The organism is Anaerosolibacter sp. (genome assembly GCF_029240175.1).
Lineage (GTDB): Bacteria > Bacillota > Clostridia > Peptostreptococcales > Thermotaleaceae > Anaerosolibacter.
The window spans coordinates 1-22,563 of sequence record NZ_JARBTM010000010.1 but is presented as its reverse complement, the minus strand read 5'-3'; the positions used below and the strand labels follow the sequence as shown (position 1 = coordinate 22,563).

The window sequence follows — 22,563 nt, the reverse complement described above, 5'->3', positions numbered from 1 at the left end:
GTCTATTTGGACTCGGTCTTATTTGTTAATTGGTTAATGATATCATTTGAAGGTGTTACATAGATCGTTCGGTGACTTTCATAAATGACCATCCCAGGCTTGGCGCCGTTAGGCTTTCTAACATTTTTAACCTCGGTATAGTCAACGGGTACATTCTCGGAAACCTTACCCTTGCTGTGGAAAGCGGCTAAAGCAGCAGCTTCTAGAATCGTTTTTTCAGGTACTTCAAGGCTTTTACTTAATACGATTACATGGGAACCAGGTATATCTTTGGTATGGAACCATAAGTCTTTTTTCGAAGCTACTCTTAATGTCAGTTCGTCGTTCTGTTTGTTGTTTTTACCTACAAGAATTTCAAAACCATCCGATGAAATAAAGCATAAAGGCTTAGCTCTTCCTTTGTTTTTGTCTGTCTTATCCCGACGCTTTTTTAAATAGCCTTCATCAATAAGTTCACTTCTCACATCATCAAGATCCTGAATTTCTGTGGCATTCTCTATAAATACCAATATGTTCTCGAAGTATTTTATTTCCTGTTGTGCCTCTTGTAACTGATGATCGATTTCCTTTACTGCAGTTTTGGATTTTCCGTATCGTTTAAAATAACGTTGGGCATTCTGAGCGGGAGATAGATGGGCATCTAAAGGTATAAGGACTGTACCCCCAGTTTCATCATAATAGTTAACGACCTCTACCTCAGTATTTCCTTTTTTAATGAGATGGAGATTTGCCGTGAGCAATTCACCATAGACTCTATAATCTTCTGATTTTTCAGCAGCGCGTAAATCTTCTCCTAAGTTCTGCAATTTCTTATATAGCTTATCGAGGGATTGTTGTACAAATTTCCGTAAATCCACAGATTTTTGCTTTAATCTTTCTTGTAGGTCTCTGTGATAGTAGTAGTCTTCAAGAACTTCACTGATGGAGTCAAAAGTTAGGGTATCATAAACTCCTTGATAATGCTCCAGCAAAATTGAAGCAAAATCTATCACGTGATGGTCAACTTTGTCCCTGATCAGGTTTGGTATATAGGTTTTGTGTTTTATGGATTGCATCATATGGTGAAAAGCATACCACAGGTCATTATAAGTATTAGAAGTTAAATTGACCAAGGCAATATCATCATCAAGTTTTGCCCTTTTGCAGATTTCCATAGCTGTTATAGGACTGATACCTTGTAACGATGTATATAGAGCTTTGTATAGAACCGTACCCTGGGTTAGTCCTTGAAGGAGATCGCTGAAATTTTCCTTGTTAAGTAAAAGAGGGTTTGCTTTCCCTTGATCAGGGGGGTTAATGTATGTTTTGCCAGGAAGAATTTCTCGATATCGATTAAGATCCCCTGATATACGTTTGATACTATCTAAAATTTTATTCTGTGCTTTATCAACCAAGATAATGTTGCTGTGTTTCCCCATGATCTCAATGATTAATTGCTTAATGGATAAAGACCCAAGCTCATCATAGTTTTCTATATCAATGATTATAATTCTTTCAAAGTCTTTTTGGTGGATAGCAGTGATTTTACCACCTTGCAGATGCTTTCGCATAAGCATGCAAAACATAGGAGGGGAAACGGGATTTTGCTTGTTACTGGTAGTGATGTGGACTCTTGGATTATGACTGCTTGCAGAAGCAACCAATCGATAGTTCTTTCCCATGCACCGAATAAGTAGGCTTATTTCGTCATTCTCGGGTTGATAAACCTTTTCGATTTTTCCATGGTAAATTGATGAATGTAATTCATCAACGATTGCTGAAACAACCAATCCATCTAATGGCATAAAGATTCCTCCAAACTATTGTACTTTCATTTGTAGAGTATAACACTATTTATAGATAATTAAAAGTGCCGCATAAATTCAGTGAAAATTGTACAAGAGATGTATTGATAAAAATATTAATTGTAAAAATAGTTTATATAGCTTATTTTTTGTTAATAAAAATGATATAATTATAAGCTATGATATACTATTTTTAGGAAAAGATTTCAAAATGCTTAAAATGGCGATTAAGTTTAAATATATAACGGAAGGATGAATTGGTATGATTAAGAGTATGACCGGATTTGGAAGAGGTGAAGCACAGGATGCCCAAAGGCAATTCACTGTTGAGATTAAATCCGTAAATCATCGATATAATGATATTGTTGTACGAATGCCAAAAAGATTAACTTATCTGGAAGAAAAAATTAAGGATTTAATTAAAAATGAAGTAAAAAGAGGTAGAGTTGAGGTCTACATTTCTTTGGAGAATACTGGGGAGGGTGATACTAAAATATCGTTGAATCGTTCTCTAGTTAGTCAGTATTATCAGTGCCTTCAAGAAATCAAAGCAAGCTTTGAAGTGAAAGATGATATATCTGTTTCTACATTGTCAAAATTTCCAGATGTGTTTATCATTGAATCAAGGGAAGAGGATGAGGATGAAATCTGGCAGTGTTTAAAAGGCGCCGTTGTCAAAGCGATAGAGATGCTGATGAAGATGAGACAGGCCGAGGGAGAAAAACTGGCTGAAGATATCGTCGGTAGATGTGAGTACATAGGAAGCATTATAAAAACTATAGAAAAGAAAAGTCCAGAGATTGTTCAGGATTACAAAAATAAACTAAGAGAGCGGATTACTGAAATGTTAGAGGATACTATACAGATTGATGATAGTCGGCTGAGTATGGAGGTTGCTATATTCGCAGATAAAAGCAGTATCACAGAAGAAGTTGTTCGCCTCAATAGTCATATTGGTCAGCTTAAAAAATCCCTTGAAGAGCATCAGCCCATAGGGCGTAAACTAGATTTCCTAATCCAGGAAATGAATAGGGAAATCAATACCATCGGTTCTAAATCGAGCGATTTAGAGATTGTTAACCATGTGGTTGATGTAAAGAGCGAACTTGAAAAGATAAGGGAACAGGTTCAAAATATCGAATAGGAGGTAAAAAATGGGTATAAAACTAATTAACATAGGATTTGGAAACATTGTGTCTGCCAATCGTTTGGTAGCAATCGTCAGTCCGGAATCTGCACCGATAAAAAGAATTATACAAGAGGCAAGGGATAGAGGCATGCTAATTGATGCAACCTATGGCAGAAGAACCCGTGCAGTAATCATCACTGACAGTGATCATATTATTCTATCGGCGGTACAGCCAGAAACCGTTGCCCACCGATTGACAGCAAAAGATGAGGCTGGAAAAGAAGCTGCAGAAAACTGTTTGAAGAATGAGTAGCAAAAGGAGAATTTATAATGAACAAAGGATTACTGATTGTTGTTTCAGGTCCATCTGGGGCTGGAAAGGGTACCATATGTAAACAGTTATTGAAGCTGGAACCAGATGTAATGCTTTCTGTATCTGCTACTACTAGGGCGCCTAGAACAGGTGAGATTGAAGGAAAGAACTATTATTTTCTCAGCAAGAATGAATTCGAAAGCCTAATCGAAAAGGATGAATTTTTAGAGTATGCCAATGTTTATGGCAACTACTATGGAACGCCTAAAAAATATGTGGAAGAGAAAAATCTAGAAGGGAAAAATGTTTTATTAGAAATTGATATACAAGGGGCACTGCAAATTAAAGAGAAGTATCCTCATGGTGTCTTTATATTCATTTTGCCTCCATCTGCCAAGGAGTTAAAACATAGAATTATAAACAGGGGCACAGAAACAGAAGCTGCCATTGAACAAAGATTTAAGAGTGCATTCGATGAGATAAATTATGTAAAGAAATACGATTATTGTGTCGTTAATGATGATGTGGATGCAGCTGTTGATAAGGTGAAAGCCATCATTAAAGCAGAACGATGTAGAATAACGGAAGACATTGATTCAATCATATCAAGATTTAAGGAGGAGATATAATGTTATATCCATCAATCAATCATTTATTAGAAAAGGTAGATAGTCGATATACCTTAGTTGTGGCAGCAGCAAAAAGGGCGAGGGAAATTATTGACGGCAGTGAAAAACTAATAAAGGTACAGTCACCAAAACCAGTTACCATTGCAACCCATGAAATTGCTGATGATAAGATTCAGTATAGAAGACTTGAGTCAGAAAAATAAAGAGGTGTCAAATGCTTACAAATAAAAATGTAGTATTAGGTGTAACAGGGGGCATTGCTGTATACAAGGCAGCAGATGTGGTTAGTCGGTTACGAAAGCTGGGCATAAATGTACATGTGATTATGACAAAATCTGCCCAGGAGTTCGTTCAGCCATTGACCTTCCAATCCTTATCACAAAACTATGTAGTAACAGATATGTTCGATGAACCTAGAACCTGGGATGTAGAACATATTTCCCTTGCTCAGAAGGCGGATTTGTTTCTAATTGCGCCGGCAACAGCAAATGTAATAGGCAAAATTGCCTATGGCATAGCAGATGATATGTTAACAACAACTGTCATGGCCACAAAAGCACCTGTGTTAGTAGCACCTGCTATGAACACGAATATGTATGAAAACCCTATAGTTCAGGACAATATTCGAAAATTGGAAGCAAGGGGATATACGTTTATTGAGCCAGCAGCAGGACGATTGGCTTGCGGGGATTATGGGAAAGGCAAATTAGCTGATCCTGAGGTTATTGTGGAAGAAGTGCTAAAGATGCTAAATATCCCCAACGACTTGAATGGTATGAAACTCGTGGTAACTGCTGGTCCTACAAGGGAGTCAATAGATCCTGTCCGGTATATCACCAATCATTCTTCTGGAAAAATGGGGTATGCCATTGCGGAGAGGGCTGCTCAGCGGGGTGCTGAGGTGATTTTAATATCTGGACCAACAAATCTTTTAACGCCAGCTGGCGTAAAGCGAATAGATATCAACACGACCCATGAGATGTATGATGCTGTAATGGGTCAGTTAAACTGGGCGGATGTGTTTATTAAATCTGCTGCGGTGGCTGACTATAGACCGAAAGCAGTTGCTGAGAATAAGATCAAAAAAGGCGAGGGAGACTGGGTTGTTGAGCTCACAAGAAATCCAGACATATTAAAAGAGCTAGGCCAAAGAAAACAAGCTGAACAAATCCTGGTAGGATTTGCCGCAGAAACCCAAGATCTGATTACCAATGCTAAAAGTAAGGTAGAGAAGAAAAATTTGGATTTTATTGTTGCCAATGATCTGACAAGAGAGGGAGCCGGGTTTAAATCTGACACCAATATTGTTACAATCATTGATCGAGAAGGTAATCAGGAGCATTATGACTTGATGGCCAAAAAAGATCTAGCAGATGCAATTCTTAGTAAAGTTAAAAAATTATGGCATAAGGAGTAGGGACATCTACTCCTTTTTTATTGAGTAAGAAAGTATAGATTTCGATTCGTATCAACCATAGTAAGAACAAGCAGTATAAGTATGTTGAAATATTTTACAATAAAAAACAGGGGTGCAGGGGAAGTATTCCCCTGCCGTAGTCAGAGGGGTGCTCAGGCTGCTTTGCAGCCGTCGAAGGGGAACTAGGTTCCCCTAGCGAAGGCATCGTTAGATGCATTTTCTATGGTGCTGGATGACATGATTCTGTTATAATAGCATTAAGCAAGTGGCAGTTGGGGGAGAAGATCCATGAAAAACGCTAGATATGTAGAAATTGTAATCAATAATAAAAGTAGTCATACGAATACTACCTATACCTATGGTATACCTGATGACTTGATGGACCGAATTTCTATTGGCACAAGGGTGATGGTTCCTTTTGGCAAAGGAAACAAGCTCATTGAAGGGTATGTGGTAGATGATAACGTAGATATAGAAATACCTGCCTTTAAAGTGAAATACATACAAGACATCGTTGATGAGGAAAAGTTAATTTCAGAGAATCTTATTGAATTATGCAAGTGGATGAGAGAGAAATATTTATGTACATATATTGATGCAGTACAGTGTATGATCCCTACAGGCTTATCCTATAAGCTAGATAGAAAAATACGTCTGAATGATAGCTATAATAATGGACAAACAGTGGATATAAGGTTGTCAGATAAGCAGAAGGCTGTGGTTGAAGCGATACGAACTCACAGAAATATTACTGAATCATCCCTGAAGCAGATTCTTTCTTTTGAACCGACTAGTACAGTGAAGAGCTTGGTAGATAAAGGTATGATTGTTTTAGAAAATCATTTTAAAAATGAAGTGAATACCCTGACAGAGAAGATTGTTGGACTTACAGAAGGATTGAATATTATTGAAGCATTAGGAAAGCTTAAGAAGAATGCTATAAAGCAGAAGCAAATACTTAATTATCTTATGGAAAATGGCCCTGCCAAATGGTCAGCGTTAAGAAAAGACCTAGGTGTTAATGGGAGCTTAATAGATTCTCTGAGAGAAAAAGGATTAGTAAAAATTGAAGTTATCGAAAAAAAGAGAGATCCATTTGGACAAACAGAGATCGTTGCAGAGAAAAAAATTGAGCTAACGGATGAACAGAATCAGGTAATCCAGCAAGTTATACCTTCTATGATGAATTTCAAATATCAGCCTTTCTTGATACATGGTATAACCGGTAGTGGGAAAACAGAAGTTTATATGCAGCTGATCAGAAAGGCGATTGAACAATCCCGAGAGGCCATTGTACTTGTTCCGGAGATTTCTCTAACCCCCCAGATGATTGAGCGGTTTAGGAGCCGATTTGGGAATCAGATTGCAGTGCTTCATAGTAAGCTTTCATTAGGAGAACGGTATGACGAATGGAACCGCATCAAAAGGGGAGAAGTAAAAATTGCCATCGGTGCCAGATCGGCAGTATTTGCACCATTTGACAATCTAGGAATTATCATTGTTGACGAGGAACACGAACATACATATAAATCAGAACAGAGTCCCAAATATCATGCTGTAGAAGTAGCTGAGTTCAGATGTAAACAACGTAATGCCATACTACTATTAGGATCAGCTACGCCTTCCCTCGAGAGCTATCATAAGTCTGAAAAGGGAATATACAGAATGCTAAGTATGGAGAATCGGTATAATCAAAATAAGCTGCCAGATGTTCATATCATCGACATGAGGGCAGAATTACAGAATGGGAATAAAAGTGTATTTAGTGAACGTCTATACAGAGAGATTCATAAAAACCTAGAAATGGGAGAACAGACAATTTTATTTTTAAATAGAAGAGGATATTCTACGTTTATTTCCTGTAGAAGCTGCGGCTATGTTGTGAAATGTCCTCACTGTGAAATATCCTTAACCTATCATAAAAATAGTCATTTTTTATCCTGCCATTATTGTGGCTATAAACAAAACCCACCCCAATTATGTCCTAAATGTAATAGCAAGTATATAAAGTACTTTGGGACAGGTACAGAAAAAATTGAAAAAATGACGCAAGAATTGTTTCCCGCTGCTAAAATTTCAAGACTAGACCTGGATACCACGTCGCGTAAAGGTTCAATGGAGAAAATCATACGGGAAATAAGACAAGGTAAGGTGGACATCGTTATAGGAACTCAAATGATTGCCAAGGGTTTAGATTTTCCGAATGTAACCTTGGTTGGTGTAATTGCTGCAGACATGAGCTTAAACCTACCAGAGTTTCGTGCCGCTGAAAGGACATTTCAATTGATTACCCAGGTTGCTGGAAGGGCAGGTAGAGGAGAACGTTTAGGTCGGGTTATCGTTCAAACCTACGAACCAGAGCATTTTGCAATTCAGGCTTCGCAAAATCATGACTTTGTTTCATTTTATCATCAAGAAATTGCCGTGAGAGAATCCTTTAACTATCCTCCATTTTCACAGTTGATTAATATAATGATTACAGGGGAAAAAGAGACGGATGTCATAGGACTGTCTAATGAATATGCAGCGGAGCTGAAATATGCGCTAAAGAATGTCGATATAACGGAGGAAATAATCTTTGGACCTGGCCCTGCAGCTTTAGCACGAATAAATCAAAAATATAGATGGCAGATTATTATTAAAAGCAAAATGATTGACCAAAATGTTATAAGGGGTATAATAAATACTGTAAGAATAAATGTATTGAAGAAAAACAGTGGAAATGATGTCAATATCAATATAGATATAAATCCATTCAATATGCTTTAGCGAGGAGGAAGAAAATGGCGATTAGAAATATTTTGAAAGATGAGGATCCTACCTTAAGGAAAAAATCAAGGGAAATCGAAAAGATAGATCAGAGAGTTATCACCTTGTTAGATGATATGATTGATACAATGTATGAAGCCGATGGTGTTGGTCTTGCTGCACCACAAGTAGGTGTATTAAAGCGAATAATTGTTATTGACGTTGGGGAGGGTATTATTGAATTAATTAACCCGGTAATAGTTGAAAGCGCTGGAGAACAAATTGATGTAGAGGGTTGTCTAAGCATTCCCGGCATCACAGGTGAAGTAAAGAGACCTGCTCGTGTGGTTGTGAGAGGCTTAAATCGCAGCGGGAAAACCATAGAAATTATTGGTGAAGAATTACTAGCCAGAGCCTTATGTCATGAAATCGACCACCTAGATGGAATACTTTTTACTGATAAGGTGACAAAATAGGAGGTTTGTATGAAAATTATCTTTATGGGAACACCAGATTTTGCAGTTCCCTGTCTAGAAGAAATTATACGACGCGAGCATATTGTACAGGCTGTAATAACCCAGCCTGATCGACCAAAGGGTAGAGGAAAGAAGCTAACACCACCGCCTGTAAAAGAAAAGGCACTTCAATATGATCTACCAATTTATCAACCTGAAAAAATAAAAGATTCAAATTTTGTTGATATTATAAAGGCTTATGCCCCTGATTGTATTGTCGTGGTAGCTTTTGGTCAGATATTGCCTAAAGCGATTTTAGACATTCCCGTTTTTGGCTGTATCAATGTACATGCTTCACTGCTTCCACAGTATAGAGGCGCGGCTCCTATCAACTGGGCAATCATTAATGGTGAGGCTGTAACCGGTATTACAACCATGTATATGGATGAGGGATTAGATACAGGAGATATGATAATAAAGAAAGAAATTAATATTCATAATATGAATGCTGGAGAACTTCATGACGAGATGGCTAAGGAAGGTGCTCTGCTTTTAGGACAGACATTGGAACTTATTGATTTAGGAAAAGCACCTAGGGAAAAACAATGTCATGAAAAAAGTTCTTATGCTCCTTTGATGGATAAAGGGTTAGGAAGAATTAATTGGTCAAAACCTGCACATGATATTTATAACTTGATCCGAGGTGTAAATCCTTGGCCTACAGCTCATACTACATATAGTGGTGAAATTTTTAAGATTTGGAGCGCTGTGGTTGTTGATAAAGAATGTAACAGCGAGCCAGGCAAAATTATAGAAATTGATGAATCAGGAATTCTAGTATGTACAGGAAACCAGCTTTTGAAGATTCAGGAGGTTCAGTTTCCGAACAGTAAACGCATGGGTATAGCCGAATATCTCAGAGGGCATACAATGAATAAAAATATAGTATTAGGTGAATAGAATGTTAATCAATAATCATAAACAGAAAAATACATCATTTATTATGATTATTTCGATACTCGTTGTAATGCTTTTAGGTATTGCTTTGTTGTCTTTCTATCTGGCCAGTACCAGCAGTATCGTATTTTATAAACTTGTATTGAAAATAATATTGATAGGGACGTCCATCGCTAGTCTTTTTGTTCTGTTAAATGGGATATACGTACTTATGCTTTTAAATGATCGACAATTAAACAGACTCGGAATAGAACTAGTGAAGCATTCTATAGGTGTTTTGTATCCAAGGATGCTCTATATTACGCAATTATTTGGGTTAGATAGAGATAATGTACAGAAGATCTTTTCAGAGATTAATAATCGACTAATTTTATCACGAGAAATCCGGGTGAAGCCAGAGGAGATTTTGATACTTTTACCACACTGTCTTCAAAAATCTCATTGTAAACATAAGATTACCAACGATATATATAACTGTAGAAGATGCGGTGCCTGCGATATAGATTTTTTAATTGGACTCAGGGATAAGTATGGTGTAAATATCTTTGTGGCTACAGGGGGCACCCTTGCTAGAAAAATTATTGTGGAGCAGAAACCGAAAGCCATTATTGCAGTAGCCTGTGAACGAGATTTAAGCAGCGGTATCTTAGACATAAAAAATATTCCAGTCATAGGATTATTGAATGATAGACCGGAAGGGCCGTGTGTTAATACTAGGGTTAAGGTCGATAAAATCGAGGAAACGATAAAATATTTTATAGGCGAGGGGGAATGAAGAATATGTTCAATTATAACATAGGTTATTTGTTGGTAATTCCTGCAATTATTTTTACACTGATTGCACAAACCCGAGTAAAAGGAACGTTTAATAAATATTTAAAGGTGCCGAATACAAGGGGTTATACAGGTGCGCAGGTTGCAAGAGATATTTTAGACCGTAATGGATTAAGGGATGTTCGTATTGAAACTGTTGGAGGCTACTTATCAGACCACTATGATCCTAGGTCTCATGTATTAAGGCTTTCACCACAAGTATATAATGGGAATTCCATTGCATCCATTAGTGTAGCAGCCCATGAGGCTGGTCATGCTATTCAGCATGGCGTAGGTTACGTTCCCTTAAATTTGAGAAATACACTTGCACCAATTGCCAGTTTTGGCGCACAGGCAGTATGGTTCCTCGTGTTTGCTGGGTTTGCATTACAGATGCTTGCTTTAATTGATGTTGGAATCGTCTTATACGCAGCAGCTGTAATATTTCAAATTATAACATTGCCAGTAGAATTTAACGCAAGCAGCAGAGCTTTGGAACAGCTTGAAATAAATGGATTTATAACTGCCAATGAGGTCAGTCCAGCAAGAAGCGTATTAAATGCTGCTGCATTAACCTATGTAGCTGCCATGGCTGTATCTGTAGCACAACTGATTCGACTTGTTCTTCTAAGAGGTAGAAGAGATTAGAAATGCACCCTATTGGGTGCATTCGTTATATGTAAGGAAGGGAGCTTGTGACAGAATGAACGCAAGGAAGATTGCTTTAGATGTTTTAATAGATATAGACAGGAATAATGCCTATTCAAATATTGCATTGAATAAGCATCTTAGAGGGAAGGAGCTTGATGGCCGAGATCAGAGATTTATTACAGAACTGGTATATGGTGTCATTGAGAATAAAATTTATCTAGATTATATTACTGGACAACTTTCAAAAACCAAAATTGATAAAATACATCCAGCTGTAATGAACATTCTTCGATTGGGACTTTACCAAATAATTTATCTTGACAAAGTGCCATCTTCAGCAGCTGTAAACGAGAGTGTAAATCTCACAAAAAAAGTACAAATGAGAGCAGCTGGTTTTGTTAATGGACTATTAAGAAACTATTTAAGGAACAGAGATAATTTAAAAGTTCCGACCCATCAAGAGAATCCTGCTGTATTCCTATCTATTACATACTCTCACCCTCAATGGCTAGTCGAAAAATGGCTAGATGAATTTGGGCTAGCCTTTACTGAAAAGCTATTAAAGGGGAATAATGCAAAGCCTGCTTTAACAGCCAGAGTAAACACTTTAAAAATTAATAAAAATGAATTGATAGACCATTTAAAGAAAAATAATATTGAGGTAACTGATGGAAAATATGTGGAGGAGGCAATCAGGTTTGAAAATATGTACAGCTTGGAAGAGGTAGAATCATTTCAAAAAGGATATTTTCAAATACAAGATGAGAGTTCTATGCTGGTGGCTCATGTTTTAGACCCGAAGCCCCATGACACTGTTATTGATGTATGTGCTGCACCTGGAGGGAAGACAACTCATATGGCACAGCTTATGAAGAATGAGGGAATGATTATTGCAAGGGATATTCATGACCATAAGTTGAAGCTTATTGATCGAACGGCAAAGCGATTGGGAATTACAATCATAAAGACCCAATGCTATAATGCGAAGGATATCGATCAGACGATGATAGGTAAAGCCAATAGAGTCTTGGTAGATGCCCCTTGCTCAGGGTTAGGAATTATTAGAAGAAAACCAGAAATAAAATATAATAAAAATCCTGATGATTTGCTGAAAATTGTGGACTTACAATTAGAAATATTAGAAAATGCTAGTAAATATGTTACAGATAATGGTTATTTAGTTTACAGCACATGCACTATTACCCGTGAAGAAAACATTGGTGTGATTCAACGTTTTCTTTCAAAAAATAAGGGCTTTATCATGGTGGATATCAATCCACTGCTTCCAAAAGCAATTAGACAAACGGAGAAATATTTACAGCTGTACCCCCATGTAGATGATGTTGATGGTTTTTTTATTTGTAAGCTGCAAAAACAGATAAGACCATGACTATTCCCTAGGGGGGAACTTATGGTATAATATGGGTTGGATATAAAAATAATATTACTAAGCATGTAGATTTGTGAGGTGTTTGAATGGATATAGGGGCAATTTCACATACAGGTTTGATTCGAGATATTAATCAAGATTCTTATTTCGTATCAGAAGATAAAATGAATTTGTTTATTGTAGCAGATGGTATGGGTGGACATAAAGCTGGAGAAGTAGCTAGCAGCATTGCAATTGACTCGGTTAAAAAATATATTGAGGAGCATATTTCCAAAAAAAATGGGGAATATGATGAAGCTGTTTCAAGGATTATAGAAGAGGCAATTGTAGATGCCAATACAAAAATATTTAATAAATCCATGGAAGAAGAGAAATACCAAGGAATGGGCACTACCCTTACCATGGCGTTTATACAATCAAAATTATTTATTGGTCACATTGGCGATAGTCGAGCTTATCTCATAAGAAATAATGAAATCAAACAAATAACCCAGGATCACTCTTTGGTGGCTGAGTTATTAAGAAATGGAACCATTACGGAAAAAGAAGCCAAGACGCATCCCCAAAAGAATATCATTACGAGGGCCCTTGGCACAGAAGAGAATATTCAAATAGATATATATACAATAGAATTATTGGCCGAAGATATTATAGTACTATGTTCCGATGGATTATCAAACTTAGTAGAACAGATGGAAATCAAGGAATGTCTCACAAATTCTAATAGTATGCAGTCCGGGTGTGAACATCTAGTAGATTTGGCGAATGAGAGAGGCGGATATGATAACATTACTATAATCGGAATTAAAAACAATCAATAGATAGGAATGGAGGTGAGAAAATGATAGGTAGAATATTAGGTAATCGATATGAGATCATGGAGAAGATTGGCGGAGGAGGAATGGCATTAGTCTATAAAGCGAAATGCCAGCTGTTAAATAGATATGTAGCAGTAAAAATACTGAGACCTGAGTTTACCAGTGATGAAGAATTTATTACGAAATTCAAGCGAGAATCTCAGGCGGCTGCAAGTTTATCGCATCCTAACATCGTGAATATATACGATGTAGGAATGGATGATCAAGATATTTATTATATCGTAATGGAATATGTAAAAGGAAAGACGCTTAAGCAAATTATTAAAGAGCATGGGCCCTTGAATCCCGAGGAGACGATTAATATAGCGAAGCAAATTTCCTTAGCACTACACCATGCTCATAGCAATCATATTGTTCATAGAGACATAAAACCTCATAATATTTTGATTACTGACGATGGACGCGTAAAGGTAACGGACTTTGGTATAGCTAGAGCTGTTACTTCTTCAACGGTAACGAATACAGGAAATGTCATAGGGTCAGTTCACTATTTTTCTCCTGAGCAAGCACGAGGGGGATATACTGATGAAAAATCTGATATATATTCTTTAGGGATTGTCATGTATGAAATGTCTACAGGACGGCTTCCTTTTGATGGAGAAAGTCCAATATCAATTGCTCTTAAGCATATTCATGAGGATGTGATGCCTCCTACCAAGGTAAATGAAGGCATTCCTAAAGCCCTAGAGGATATTATCATGAAATCTATACAAAAGGATCAGGTAAAGCGTTATGGTAGCACAAAAGAAATCCTTGAGGATCTTAACCAAGCTTTAAAGCAGCCTACAGGAGATTTTGTGAGGTTTGAGGAGGATGATGATAGTCCTACTCAAGTAATACCTGTAATAAAAGATAATGATATGCCAAAGGGTAAGCTTGGAAATCCCAAACCAAGACCAGAAAAGATAAAAAGTAATAGATTGATTGTGTGGGGAGCAGTAGCGACTGCCTTTGTATTAGCACTAGTTTTCATTGGAAGTATTTTCTTCTTTAAAGATATATTTATCTCTCAAGAAAAGGAAGTTCCTGCTGTGATTGGAAAATCCTACGAGGAAGCAAAGCAAAACCTTGAGAACTTAGGGCTAACGGTTGAAGAACCTCAAGAGCAATATAGTTCGGAATATGATGAAGGACAAGTGATGTTTCAAGACCCAAAAGCTGGAGAAAATGTGAAGTCGGGATATCCTATTCGACTGATTGTTAGTAAGGGTGCAAAGTTAACAGAGGTGCCTAACCTGATTAATAAAAATATTGATGAGATTGGCTTTATATTAGAAAATGCCAAACTTAAAGAGGGAACTGTAAAGTACGAGTTCAATAGCCTGCCCATTGGAATAATCATTAGTCAAAGTCCTGAAGCAGGAAAAAATGCACCAGAAGGTTCCGGTGTAAATATTCTGGTAAGTCAAGGACCTGAAACAAAACTTATTTTAATGCCCAATCTAGTAGGCGAGAAAATTGAAAGTGCAAAAAGGATCATTGAGACTTCAAATCTGATTGTTGGTAAGATTGAGTACAAAACCGATGAAAAGATAGAGAAGGATACGGTGATTGAGCAAAGTCTAGCGGCTGGCACAGAGACCGAAGAGAACAAAGTAGTCGATTTGATTGTAAGTAAAGGGCCTGAAGGAGCCACACAGCCTTCAGAAGAAAATGAACTTCAAATGAAGGCCGTTTCCCTAGGGATTAATTATAATCGAGCAAAGCAGGAAGAATTCATATTAAGAATAATGAAAAAGCAAAACGGTATCACTACTGAAATATATAGAGCAACTCACTATAAGTCTAAAGAAGGTGAAAAAATTATTATTGAAGGTAGAGGGAAAGCTACGATTGAAGTGTACTTTGATGATGAAAAAGTCGCAGAAAGGAACATAGATTTTGAAACGGGGTCTTTGTATGAATAGCGGAATCATCGTGAAAGGTATTGGTGGCTTCTATTATGTAGATACAGGTGACAAAATCTTTGAGTGTAGAGCAAGAGGAAAATTTCGTAAGGAGAAAGTTACCCCTCTTGTGGGAGACCGTGTGAAGATTACGATCCAAGGGGCAAAAGGGCAAGGCGTTATTGAAGAAATTGAAGAGCGGGAGACGGAATTAATCCGTCCTCCTGTGGCAAATGTAAACCATGCAGTGATAGTATTTGCAGCGCAGAAGCCAGAACCCAATATTTCTTTGCTGAATAGATTCTTGATACTAGCAGAAACACAAGAAATAGATATCACGATTTGCTTTAATAAGGTGGATTTGATTCAGAATCAAGAATTATCAACGTTAGTAGATGTTTATGAGAATATTGGATATCAAGTGATAGGAACAAGTACGAAGCAAAGTATTGGCTTAAAAGATTTATCGGAAAAGCTCATGGATAAAATTACAGTTTTCGCTGGACCTTCAGGTGTAGGAAAATCGTCTCTATTGAATGCTATTCAACCCAATTTAAGACTTCAAACGGGCGAGGTGAGCAGTAAAATTGATAGAGGTAAACACACAACAAGGCATGTAGAATTGTTGCAGCTAGATTTCGGAGGCTGGGTTTTAGATACACCGGGCTTTAGCTCTTTAAGCCTTGATTTTATCAATGAGGAGGAATTGCAATATTTCTTTAAGGAGTTCAATAGATTTATTGGTGCGTGCAGGTTTAATGGCTGTAGACATTTGAGTGAGCCAGATTGTGCAATCAAAACTGCTTTAAAAGAAAAACAAATTGATCAGTCCAGATATGAGAGTTACACGCAGCTGATAGATGAGATTTTACAGACCAGGAGGTATTAGTCATGATTAAATTAGCGCCCTCAATATTATCAGCGAACTTTGCACATTTGTTAGAGGATATAAAAAAGGTAGAAAGTGCTGGGGTAGATTTACTTCATATTGATGTGATGGATGGACATTTTGTTCCTAACATTACTATAGGCCCATTGGTTATTGAAAGTATCAAAGGAAGAACAAACTTGCCTTTTGATGTGCATCTTATGATTGAGAATCCGGATCAATATATTGGTAGTTTTATAAAAGCTGGCGCTGACATTATTACTGTACATGCAGAGGCATGTACACATATCCATAGGACAATTCAGAATATAAAATCCCAGGGGGCAAAGGCGGCGGTGGCGCTAAATCCTGGTACACCTCTGAATTCATTAGAGTATGTACTTGAAGAACTGGATATGGTATTGATTATGTCAGTGAATCCAGGGTTTGGAGGACAGCATTTTATCCCTTCGGCATTAGAAAAAATTAAAGCATTGAAGAAGATGTTGGCAGAAAGAAACTTAGTAATGGATATACAAGTGGATGGCGGTATAAAGTTGGACAATGCTGCGGAAGTGGTGCAAGCAGGAGCCAATGTTCTTGTTGCAGGTTCAGCAATTTTTAATACTGTTTCTATTGAAGACACTGTGAAAATGTTCAGAAATAGACTGAGTGAATTCTAATGGAGGCAGAATATGAAATGTGCAATCATTAGCAATGGTGATATCAAGAACTATGAAATCCATAGGCCAGTTATTGATCAGTGTGAATTTGTTATTTGTGTAGATGGCGGTGCACGACATCTGCGGACCATGGGAATTCTGCCCAATGTAATTATTGGGGATTTAGATTCTATGGGGCAAGATGACATAGCGTATTTTCATGGGAAAGATATTGAATTTTATAAGTTTCCAGTTCGTAAGGATTTTACAGATTCTGACTTAGCAATACGTTATGCATTGGAAAGAGGATGTACAGAAATAAACCTGTTAGGCTGCATAGGCAGTAGAATGGACCATACCCTGGGCAATATCACCCTATTGTTGCCATTGTTAGAGCAAGGTGTTAAGGCTAGAATGATAGATGAGCATAATGAGATCTTTGTAATCAATGATTATGGCGAAGTGGAGGGGCAGCCCGGAGGATTCGTTTCACTGATACCTTTAAGTGCAGCTGTTGAAGGGATAACCCTGTCAGGATTTGAATACCCTTTGGACAATGCCACCATTAAAATGGGCTCTACGTTAGGGATCAGCAACAAGCTGAAAGGTCGACATGGACATATAAATATTAAAAGAGGAAACCTATTGGTTATTTTGGCAAAAGACTAGCACACGATGTGTGCTTTTTTTGTGTCAAATTTTGAGACTGTGGAATACAATATAATAACATTTGACGTTCTAACGGTGACCGTTATAAGAGAATTGAAGCGAAAAGGGAAGTCTTTAAAAATAAGAACACCGATTATCAAATATATAATAGAAGGGGTGATATTTTGAGGAGACCATTTTTGCTCAGAAAGATTTTTGGAATATCATTAGCACTCATCGGCTCAATTATTATCGTCGAAATGATTCCCCTTTGGCTATGGTACGGAATTTTACTTCTCTTAATCATTTGTTTTATTGTTGTGTTTTTCAAAATAATCTAAAAGGAGGGTATACGTTATGGGTAGAAGAAGATACCCCCAATATTTTTGGCGAAGAATTGATAAGAAGATGGCTGGAATCGTCCTCCTCACAATCGGCTTCGCCATCATCGCCGTTACCTTTTTGCCTTTTACAGTTTGGATGGTATTATGCGGCTTAGGGTTGATTTACGCTGGGTACAAATTATTTATCTGTTAATATATAAATGATAAGTAATAACTATTTGTAATGTATTTTCATATTAAATAAAGCCTACCATAAAGGTAGGCTTTTCTAAACTAGATTGCTCTTTCAACTTTGTTTGAACGTAAACATCTAGTACATACGCTGATTCTTTTTGGAGAACCATTTACAACTGCTTTTACTTTCTTTATGTTGGCACTCCATGATCTTCTTGTATGACGATTAGAGTGACTCACATTGTTTCCAGAAATATTTCCTTTTCCACATACATCGCATGATCTTGACATATATTACACCTCCTTCGAGTGATTATACCATTTATAAAAACATATTCATTTTAACACATACAAGGTATCATGCGCAAGGGTTGTGATGAAATATTCCATAAAGAAAGCGTCCAATTGGTGAATGATGAATGATTTAAGTTGAATATGTGAAATAATTAATATAAAATATATAATATATTTTATAATGTGTGGGACATCGCTTAATGATATAAAACTTAGGGAGGTAAAAAGATGGCGGCGAGGCTAGATAATGAAATCGGAAGCATTTTTATTGATAATGCTGTAATTGCATCTATAGCAGGGGCATCTGCCATGGAGTGCTACGGACTTGTGGGAATGTCTGCAAAGTCTACAGCCAGCGGTTTGGTAGAGCTCCTAAAAAGAGAGAATATGACAAAGGGAGTAAAGATATCAACAGATAATGATGAAATATTGATAGATTTATTTATCATCGTTGAGTTCGGGACAAATATTTCTGCTGTAGCCAATAACATCATTGATAAAGTAAAGTACAATATAGAAAATATGACAGGTATGACTGTAAAAAAGGTGAATGTAAATGTTCAAGGTGTTAGAGTAGAAAAGTAATTTAAGGAGGAACTTGCTTTGAAAGCTAAATATATTGATGGTGTACAACTAAGAAAAATGATTATACAGGGAAAAAACTCACTTGAGGCTAATAAAAGTACAGTAGACTCTTTAAATGTTTTTCCTGTCCCTGATGGCGATACGGGAACAAACATGTCTTTAACGATGGCTGCAGCTGCAAGGGAAGTACAGAGCGCTAAGGGAGAGTCTGTAGAAGATATCGCAGAAGCAGCAGCCAATGGATCTTTAATGGGGGCTAGGGGTAACTCGGGCGTAATCTTGTCCCAATTGTTTAGAGGATTTGCAAAAGGTTGTAAGGGAAAAGAAAAATTGAGTATAACTGACTTGGCTATGGCATTTAAAGGTGCATCAGATACGGCGTATAAGGCTGTAATGAAGCCGATCGAAGGAACAATTCTTACCGTTGCACGAGAAATTGGAGAAAAGGCAGTTGAAATTTCAAAGCGGGAGGAAAGCATCGAAAGCTTTCTAGAAACTATTATTGTCCATGCTGAAAGGGTTTTAGATAAGACGCCTGATATGTTAAAGGTGTTAAAACAGGCTGGTGTAGTTGATGCTGGCGGAAAAGGACTTATATTTATCATAAAGGGTTTTTATGAGGCCCTTACGGACAGAGAAACTGTAGTGGAATCAGTAGAAGTGGTTCAATCTATTTTACATGATACAAACATGGAAAACGAAGAAATAACCTTTGGGTATTGTACAGAGTTTATTATCAAAGGAAAAAATATTCATATTGATCAGTTTAAAGCATCTATTGGCGATTATGGCGACTGTATGTTGGTTGTGGGAGATGAAAACATTGCAAAGGTACATATACATACAAATAATCCTGGAGTAGTTATAGAAAAAGGATTGAAACTTGGGGAACTGATCAATATCAAAATAGATAATATGAGACATCAACATCAAAATCGAATATTCGAATCAGAAGCGTCTCAGGAACCAAAAGACTTAAAAGAGTATGGAATGATTGCTGTAACTATGGGAAAAGGGCTAACAGACATATTTAAAGATTTGAATGTTGATGAGATCATAACCGGCGGTCAAACGATGAATCCAAGTACTGAGGACATTAAGAATGCCATTGATCGAATCGATGCTAAGAATATTTTTGTGTTCCCGAATAACAGCAATATTATCATGGCTGCAAATCAAGCAAAGGAATTATCTGATAAAAATATAATAGTGATCCCTACCAAAACAGTACCACAAGGAATTGCAGCAGTTTTGGCTTTTAACGCTGATGAAAGCAGTGAATCAAATGCAGAACTGATGCTGAGAGCCATAAAAAATGTAACAACTGGGCAAGTAACGTATTCTGTAAGAGATACACAATTTAACGACATTGAAATTAAGAAAGATGATATTCTCGGCATGCAAGATGGAGATATCAAACAAGTCGGCGTAGATGTAGATGAAGTGTCCTACTTACTTCTAAAAAATATGATTAGCGAAGATACTGAAATGATTACTATTTTCTATGGTGAGGATATATCAATCGAAAAAGCACAAGTACTGGCAGACAAAATAGCTGAGCTAAGGAACGATATTGATATTGAGGTTTATTTCGGTGGTCAACCGCTATATTACTATATTTTCTCTATAGAATAGGAAATGGTCTATACCGTTTCCTGTTTTGTTAGGAGGCGTTAATTTTGAATGAACTAAAGAAAACCCTTCAGTTTTTAAAGGGCATAGGGCCTACCAAGTATAAGCGATTTCAAAAAATGAGGATTCATACTATTGAGGACATTCTGTACGCTTTTCCTCGAGAATATGAGGACCGACGACATATTGACAATATTAAGGGCTTGAAAAATGAGGACAAGGTTTCTCTAAAGGTCACTGTGTGTGGAGACGTTGAAAAAGTAACTGTAAAAAGAAACTTTAATATTTATAAAGTGCCTTTCCGAGATACAACGGGTACTGCCTACGGAATTTTCTATAATACACCATTTGTTCAGAATACTTTCTCTATTGGGCAGCAAATATACATCAATGGTAAGGTGAAAATCGCTTTTGGAGAAATACAGATTCTTCATCCAGAATATGAATTTGTCAGCAATAAGGAAAGAAAGCTGTTTGAGAGGATTCTTCCCGTTTACAGTCTTACGGAAGGTTTAACCCAAAATGATTTCATAGGGATCCAAAGCCAAGTCCTTCATAGCTATGTAGATTTCATGGATGAATATCTGCCACAGGATACTATTCAAAGAAATCGTTTGTGTGACATTCATTATGCTATTAGAAATATTCATTTTCCACAATCGCCTCAGCATTTAAAAGTAGCAAAATACAGGCTTGTTTTTGAAGAATTACTCATCTTGCAGTTGGGATTATCTTTAACTAAGAATAAGCTTATGGTAGAACAAGAGGGAATTAAGTTTGACAGAAAACCTGAATTATATAGACTTATTGAGGCACTGCCGTATAGATTGACAAATGCGCAGAAAAAAGTGTTAAAAGAAATTGAAATTGATATGGAACAAAGTAAAACAATGAATCGTTTGGTACAGGGCGACGTAGGCTCGGGAAAAACAGTGGTCGCTCTGATTGCCCTATATAAAGCAATATTAAACGGTTATCAAGGTGCACTGATGGCGCCTACTGAAATACTGGCAGAACAGCATTTGCATTCGGCTAAGGAATTACTAGAGCCCTTAGGCGTGAACACAGCACTTTTATCAGGGAGCATACCTAAAAAAAAGAAAAAAGAAATTTTAAGGAAAATTGAATCAGGAGAAATAAATCTGATCATCGGTACCCATGCAATTATTCAAGAAACCGTCACCTTTCATAAGCTGGGAATTGCGATCACAGATGAGCAACATAGATTCGGTGTGCGGCAACGGGCGGTACTTTCCAGCAAGGGATTAAACCCGGATATTCTAGTGATGACAGCAACGCCTATACCAAGAACATTGGCTTTGATTTTATATGGCGACTTAGATATATCTACAATTGACGAATTACCTCCAGGCAGAAAAAAAATTAAAACGATATGTATGCAACAAGAAAGACGCCAAGCAGCTTATGATTTTGCAAAAGGACAAATTTTGGATGGTCGACAGGTCTATATTGTTTGTCCGCTGATTGAAGAATCAGAAAGTATTGAAGCCAAATCTGCCTTAGATATTTTTGAGGAGGTAAGCAATCTTTACTTAAAGGATTTTCGAATTGGTTTGCTGCATGGAAAAATGAAAGGGCAAGAAAAGGAATCTGTAATGGCAGAATTTAAATCTGGACAACTTGATGTGTTGGTTTCTACAACGGTCATCGAGGTAGGTGTAAATGTACCGAATGCATCGGTCATGATCATTGAAAATAGTGAGAGATTTGGCTTGGCACAGCTGCATCAGCTGCGGGGACGAGTGGGCAGAGGCGTACATCAATCCTATTGTTTGCTAATCAGTAGTGGTAAAAATAACCGAACAAAAGAAAGAATGCAAGTGATGGAACAATCAGAAAATGGGTTTGTTATTGCTGAAAAAGACTTAGAGCTTAGGGGACCTGGTGACTTTTTTGGCACAAGACAGCATGGAATCCCAGAATTGAGGATCGCCAATTTGTTTAAGCACGTTCACGTCTTGAAACATGCGCAAAAGGAAGCTGCTATTCTTTTGGAAGAGGATACAACCCTTTGTTTAGAAAAAAACAAGGTGCTAAAAAACAAGCTCGTTGAAAAATTTATTGATAGACTAGGAGAAATAAGTCTTTAATATATTTCCATGCTATGACTAAAGTGCTAAAATCTACTAGAAATAATTTCCCTCCAATTGGTTAAATTATTATTAGAATTTAATGGGAGGTGAAAAGAGATGTCAAGAAACACAAATCAAAAGGTAGTTCCAGAAGCTAAAGCTGCATTAGATTCTATGAAACTTGAAATCGCTGGTGAACTAGGATTAAGCAAC

At 37.1% G+C, this 22,563-nt stretch carries 23 protein-coding genes; 21 read left to right on the top strand and 2 right to left on the bottom strand.

The genetic code is table 11. From position 1 onward, the window contains the following. Window positions 1–2: 2 nt before the first annotated feature. On the bottom strand, window positions 3–1,784 hold the full coding sequence (locus K0R93_RS08635) for an Rqc2 family fibronectin-binding protein (RefSeq protein ID WP_300300034.1): 1,782 nt from the start codon (window positions 1,782–1,784) through the stop codon (window positions 3–5). Between the two features lie 262 nt (window positions 1,785–2,046). On the opposite strand from K0R93_RS08635, the gene K0R93_RS08630 reads away from it, so the two are divergent. The 17 genes from K0R93_RS08630 to K0R93_RS08550 all read left to right on the top strand — a co-directional run bounded on the left by K0R93_RS08630 (window position 2,047) and on the right by K0R93_RS08550 (window position 17,765). Further along, window positions 2,047–2,928, top strand: a complete 882-nt coding sequence (locus K0R93_RS08630) for a YicC/YloC family endoribonuclease (protein ID WP_300300032.1) — start codon at window positions 2,047–2,049, stop codon at window positions 2,926–2,928. Between the two features lie 10 nt (window positions 2,929–2,938). After that, complete coding sequence (gene remA, locus K0R93_RS08625) at window positions 2,939–3,226, top strand: extracellular matrix/biofilm regulator RemA (protein ID WP_300300030.1); 288 nt, start codon at window positions 2,939–2,941, stop codon at window positions 3,224–3,226. A gap of 17 nt (window positions 3,227–3,243) precedes the next feature. Then, on the top strand, window positions 3,244–3,855 hold the full coding sequence (gmk, locus tag K0R93_RS08620) for a guanylate kinase (protein WP_330685105.1): 612 nt from the start codon (window positions 3,244–3,246) through the stop codon (window positions 3,853–3,855). Beyond that, a complete protein-coding gene (rpoZ, locus tag K0R93_RS08615; RefSeq protein ID WP_300300028.1) occupies window positions 3,855–4,058 on the top strand; it encodes a DNA-directed RNA polymerase subunit omega in 204 nt (67 codons plus the stop codon). The genes gmk and rpoZ overlap by 1 nt, the downstream gene beginning before the upstream one ends. 11 nt (window positions 4,059–4,069) lie before the next feature. Next, complete coding sequence (coaBC, locus tag K0R93_RS08610; RefSeq protein WP_300300026.1) at window positions 4,070–5,272, top strand: bifunctional phosphopantothenoylcysteine decarboxylase/phosphopantothenate--cysteine ligase CoaBC; 1,203 nt, start codon at window positions 4,070–4,072, stop codon at window positions 5,270–5,272. Window positions 5,273–5,560: 288 nt separating this feature from the next. Beyond that, complete coding sequence (priA, locus tag K0R93_RS08605; protein WP_300300024.1) at window positions 5,561–8,041, top strand: primosomal protein N'; 2,481 nt, start codon at window positions 5,561–5,563, stop codon at window positions 8,039–8,041. A gap of 14 nt (window positions 8,042–8,055) precedes the next feature. Continuing rightward, window positions 8,056–8,496: a peptide deformylase gene (gene def / locus K0R93_RS08600; RefSeq protein WP_300300022.1), complete on the top strand. Its 441-nt coding sequence runs from the start codon at window positions 8,056–8,058 to the stop codon at window positions 8,494–8,496. A 9-nt stretch (window positions 8,497–8,505) separates the two neighbouring features. Continuing rightward, window positions 8,506–9,435 carry a methionyl-tRNA formyltransferase gene (gene fmt / locus K0R93_RS08595; RefSeq protein WP_300300020.1) on the top strand — a complete coding sequence of 310 codons (930 nt, stop codon included), beginning with the start codon at window positions 8,506–8,508 and terminating at the stop codon, window positions 9,433–9,435. 1 nt (window position 9,436) lies between these two features. After that, window positions 9,437–10,207, top strand: coding sequence for a DUF116 domain-containing protein (locus K0R93_RS08590; RefSeq protein ID WP_300300018.1), 771 nt, complete (start codon window positions 9,437–9,439; stop codon window positions 10,205–10,207). Window positions 10,208–10,212: 5 nt separating this feature from the next. Further along, window positions 10,213–10,893: a zinc metallopeptidase gene (locus tag K0R93_RS08585; protein ID WP_300300016.1), complete on the top strand. Its 681-nt coding sequence runs from the start codon at window positions 10,213–10,215 to the stop codon at window positions 10,891–10,893. A 55-nt stretch (window positions 10,894–10,948) separates the two neighbouring features. Beyond that, complete coding sequence (rsmB, locus tag K0R93_RS08580) at window positions 10,949–12,286, top strand: 16S rRNA (cytosine(967)-C(5))-methyltransferase RsmB (RefSeq protein ID WP_300300014.1); 1,338 nt, start codon at window positions 10,949–10,951, stop codon at window positions 12,284–12,286. A gap of 86 nt (window positions 12,287–12,372) precedes the next feature. Then, complete coding sequence (locus K0R93_RS08575) at window positions 12,373–13,107, top strand: Stp1/IreP family PP2C-type Ser/Thr phosphatase (protein ID WP_300300012.1); 735 nt, start codon at window positions 12,373–12,375, stop codon at window positions 13,105–13,107. Window positions 13,108–13,127: 20 nt separating this feature from the next. Continuing rightward, window positions 13,128–15,071, top strand: a complete 1,944-nt coding sequence (gene pknB, locus K0R93_RS08570) for a Stk1 family PASTA domain-containing Ser/Thr kinase (protein ID WP_300300010.1) — start codon at window positions 13,128–13,130, stop codon at window positions 15,069–15,071. Next, a complete protein-coding gene (gene rsgA / locus K0R93_RS08565) occupies window positions 15,064–15,939 on the top strand; it encodes a ribosome small subunit-dependent GTPase A (RefSeq protein WP_300300009.1) in 876 nt (291 codons plus the stop codon). Before pknB ends, rsgA begins: the two co-directional genes overlap by 8 nt. Window positions 15,940–15,941: 2 nt before the next feature. Continuing rightward, window positions 15,942–16,601: a ribulose-phosphate 3-epimerase gene (gene rpe, locus K0R93_RS08560; RefSeq protein WP_300300007.1), complete on the top strand. Its 660-nt coding sequence runs from the start codon at window positions 15,942–15,944 to the stop codon at window positions 16,599–16,601. A gap of 12 nt (window positions 16,602–16,613) precedes the next feature. Continuing rightward, complete coding sequence (locus tag K0R93_RS08555; protein WP_300300005.1) at window positions 16,614–17,249, top strand: thiamine diphosphokinase; 636 nt, start codon at window positions 16,614–16,616, stop codon at window positions 17,247–17,249. Window positions 17,250–17,585: 336 nt separating this feature from the next. After that, a complete protein-coding gene (locus tag K0R93_RS08550; RefSeq protein WP_300300002.1) occupies window positions 17,586–17,765 on the top strand; it encodes a hypothetical protein in 180 nt (59 codons plus the stop codon). 80 nt (window positions 17,766–17,845) lie between these two features. Here K0R93_RS08550 and rpmB read toward each other — a convergent pair whose 3' ends face one another. Then, window positions 17,846–18,037 carry a 50S ribosomal protein L28 gene (gene rpmB, locus K0R93_RS08545; protein ID WP_300300000.1) on the bottom strand — a complete coding sequence of 64 codons (192 nt, stop codon included), beginning with the start codon at window positions 18,035–18,037 and terminating at the stop codon, window positions 17,846–17,848. A 231-nt stretch (window positions 18,038–18,268) separates the two neighbouring features. Here rpmB and K0R93_RS08540 point away from each other — a divergent pair, with 231 nt between their 5' ends. The 4 genes from K0R93_RS08540 to K0R93_RS19200 all read left to right on the top strand — a co-directional run. Further along, the gene (locus tag K0R93_RS08540) at window positions 18,269–18,625 is read left to right on the top strand and encodes an Asp23/Gls24 family envelope stress response protein (protein WP_300299998.1); all 357 of its coding nucleotides are present in this window, start codon (window positions 18,269–18,271) and stop codon (window positions 18,623–18,625) included. A gap of 18 nt (window positions 18,626–18,643) precedes the next feature. Then, entirely contained in the window at window positions 18,644–20,260 is a 1,617-nt protein-coding gene (locus K0R93_RS08535) for a DAK2 domain-containing protein (RefSeq protein WP_330685103.1), read from the top strand. Window positions 20,261–20,304: 44 nt separating this feature from the next. Then, window positions 20,305–22,368 carry an ATP-dependent DNA helicase RecG gene (gene recG / locus K0R93_RS08530; RefSeq protein ID WP_300299996.1) on the top strand — a complete coding sequence of 688 codons (2,064 nt, stop codon included), beginning with the start codon at window positions 20,305–20,307 and terminating at the stop codon, window positions 22,366–22,368. A 99-nt stretch (window positions 22,369–22,467) separates the two neighbouring features. Further along, window positions 22,468–22,563: small, acid-soluble spore protein, alpha/beta type (locus K0R93_RS19200; RefSeq protein WP_300300205.1), on the top strand; the 96-nt coding region annotated here is incomplete at its 3' end.

Coding starts and splice junctions, on each gene's coding strand:
- rpoZ (WP_300300028.1), top strand. CDS start 3,855: ATGTTATATCCATCAATCAATCATTTATTAGAAAAGGTAGATAGTCGA.
- coaBC (WP_300300026.1), top strand. CDS start 4,070: ATGCTTACAAATAAAAATGTAGTATTAGGTGTAACAGGGGGCATTGCT.
- rsmB (WP_300300014.1), top strand. CDS start 10,949: ATGAACGCAAGGAAGATTGCTTTAGATGTTTTAATAGATATAGACAGG.
- K0R93_RS08575 (WP_300300012.1), top strand. CDS start 12,373: ATGGATATAGGGGCAATTTCACATACAGGTTTGATTCGAGATATTAAT.
- K0R93_RS08550 (WP_300300002.1), top strand. CDS start 17,586: ATGGGTAGAAGAAGATACCCCCAATATTTTTGGCGAAGAATTGATAAG.
- pknB (WP_300300010.1), top strand. CDS start 13,128: ATGATAGGTAGAATATTAGGTAATCGATATGAGATCATGGAGAAGATT.
- K0R93_RS08540 (WP_300299998.1), top strand. CDS start 18,269: ATGGCGGCGAGGCTAGATAATGAAATCGGAAGCATTTTTATTGATAAT.
- rsgA (WP_300300009.1), top strand. CDS start 15,064: ATGAATAGCGGAATCATCGTGAAAGGTATTGGTGGCTTCTATTATGTA.
- K0R93_RS08585 (WP_300300016.1), top strand. CDS start 10,213: ATGTTCAATTATAACATAGGTTATTTGTTGGTAATTCCTGCAATTATT.
- K0R93_RS08630 (WP_300300032.1), top strand. CDS start 2,047: ATGATTAAGAGTATGACCGGATTTGGAAGAGGTGAAGCACAGGATGCC.
- rpe (WP_300300007.1), top strand. CDS start 15,942: ATGATTAAATTAGCGCCCTCAATATTATCAGCGAACTTTGCACATTTG.
- def (WP_300300022.1), top strand. CDS start 8,056: ATGGCGATTAGAAATATTTTGAAAGATGAGGATCCTACCTTAAGGAAA.
- rpmB (WP_300300000.1), bottom strand. CDS start 18,037: ATGTCAAGATCATGCGATGTATGTGGAAAAGGAAATATTTCTGGAAAC.
- K0R93_RS08590 (WP_300300018.1), top strand. CDS start 9,437: ATGTTAATCAATAATCATAAACAGAAAAATACATCATTTATTATGATT.
- fmt (WP_300300020.1), top strand. CDS start 8,506: ATGAAAATTATCTTTATGGGAACACCAGATTTTGCAGTTCCCTGTCTA.
- K0R93_RS08555 (WP_300300005.1), top strand. CDS start 16,614: ATGAAATGTGCAATCATTAGCAATGGTGATATCAAGAACTATGAAATC.
- K0R93_RS08635 (WP_300300034.1), bottom strand. CDS start 1,784: ATGCCATTAGATGGATTGGTTGTTTCAGCAATCGTTGATGAATTACAT.
- priA (WP_300300024.1), top strand. CDS start 5,561: ATGAAAAACGCTAGATATGTAGAAATTGTAATCAATAATAAAAGTAGT.
- gmk (WP_330685105.1), top strand. CDS start 3,244: ATGAACAAAGGATTACTGATTGTTGTTTCAGGTCCATCTGGGGCTGGA.
- remA (WP_300300030.1), top strand. CDS start 2,939: ATGGGTATAAAACTAATTAACATAGGATTTGGAAACATTGTGTCTGCC.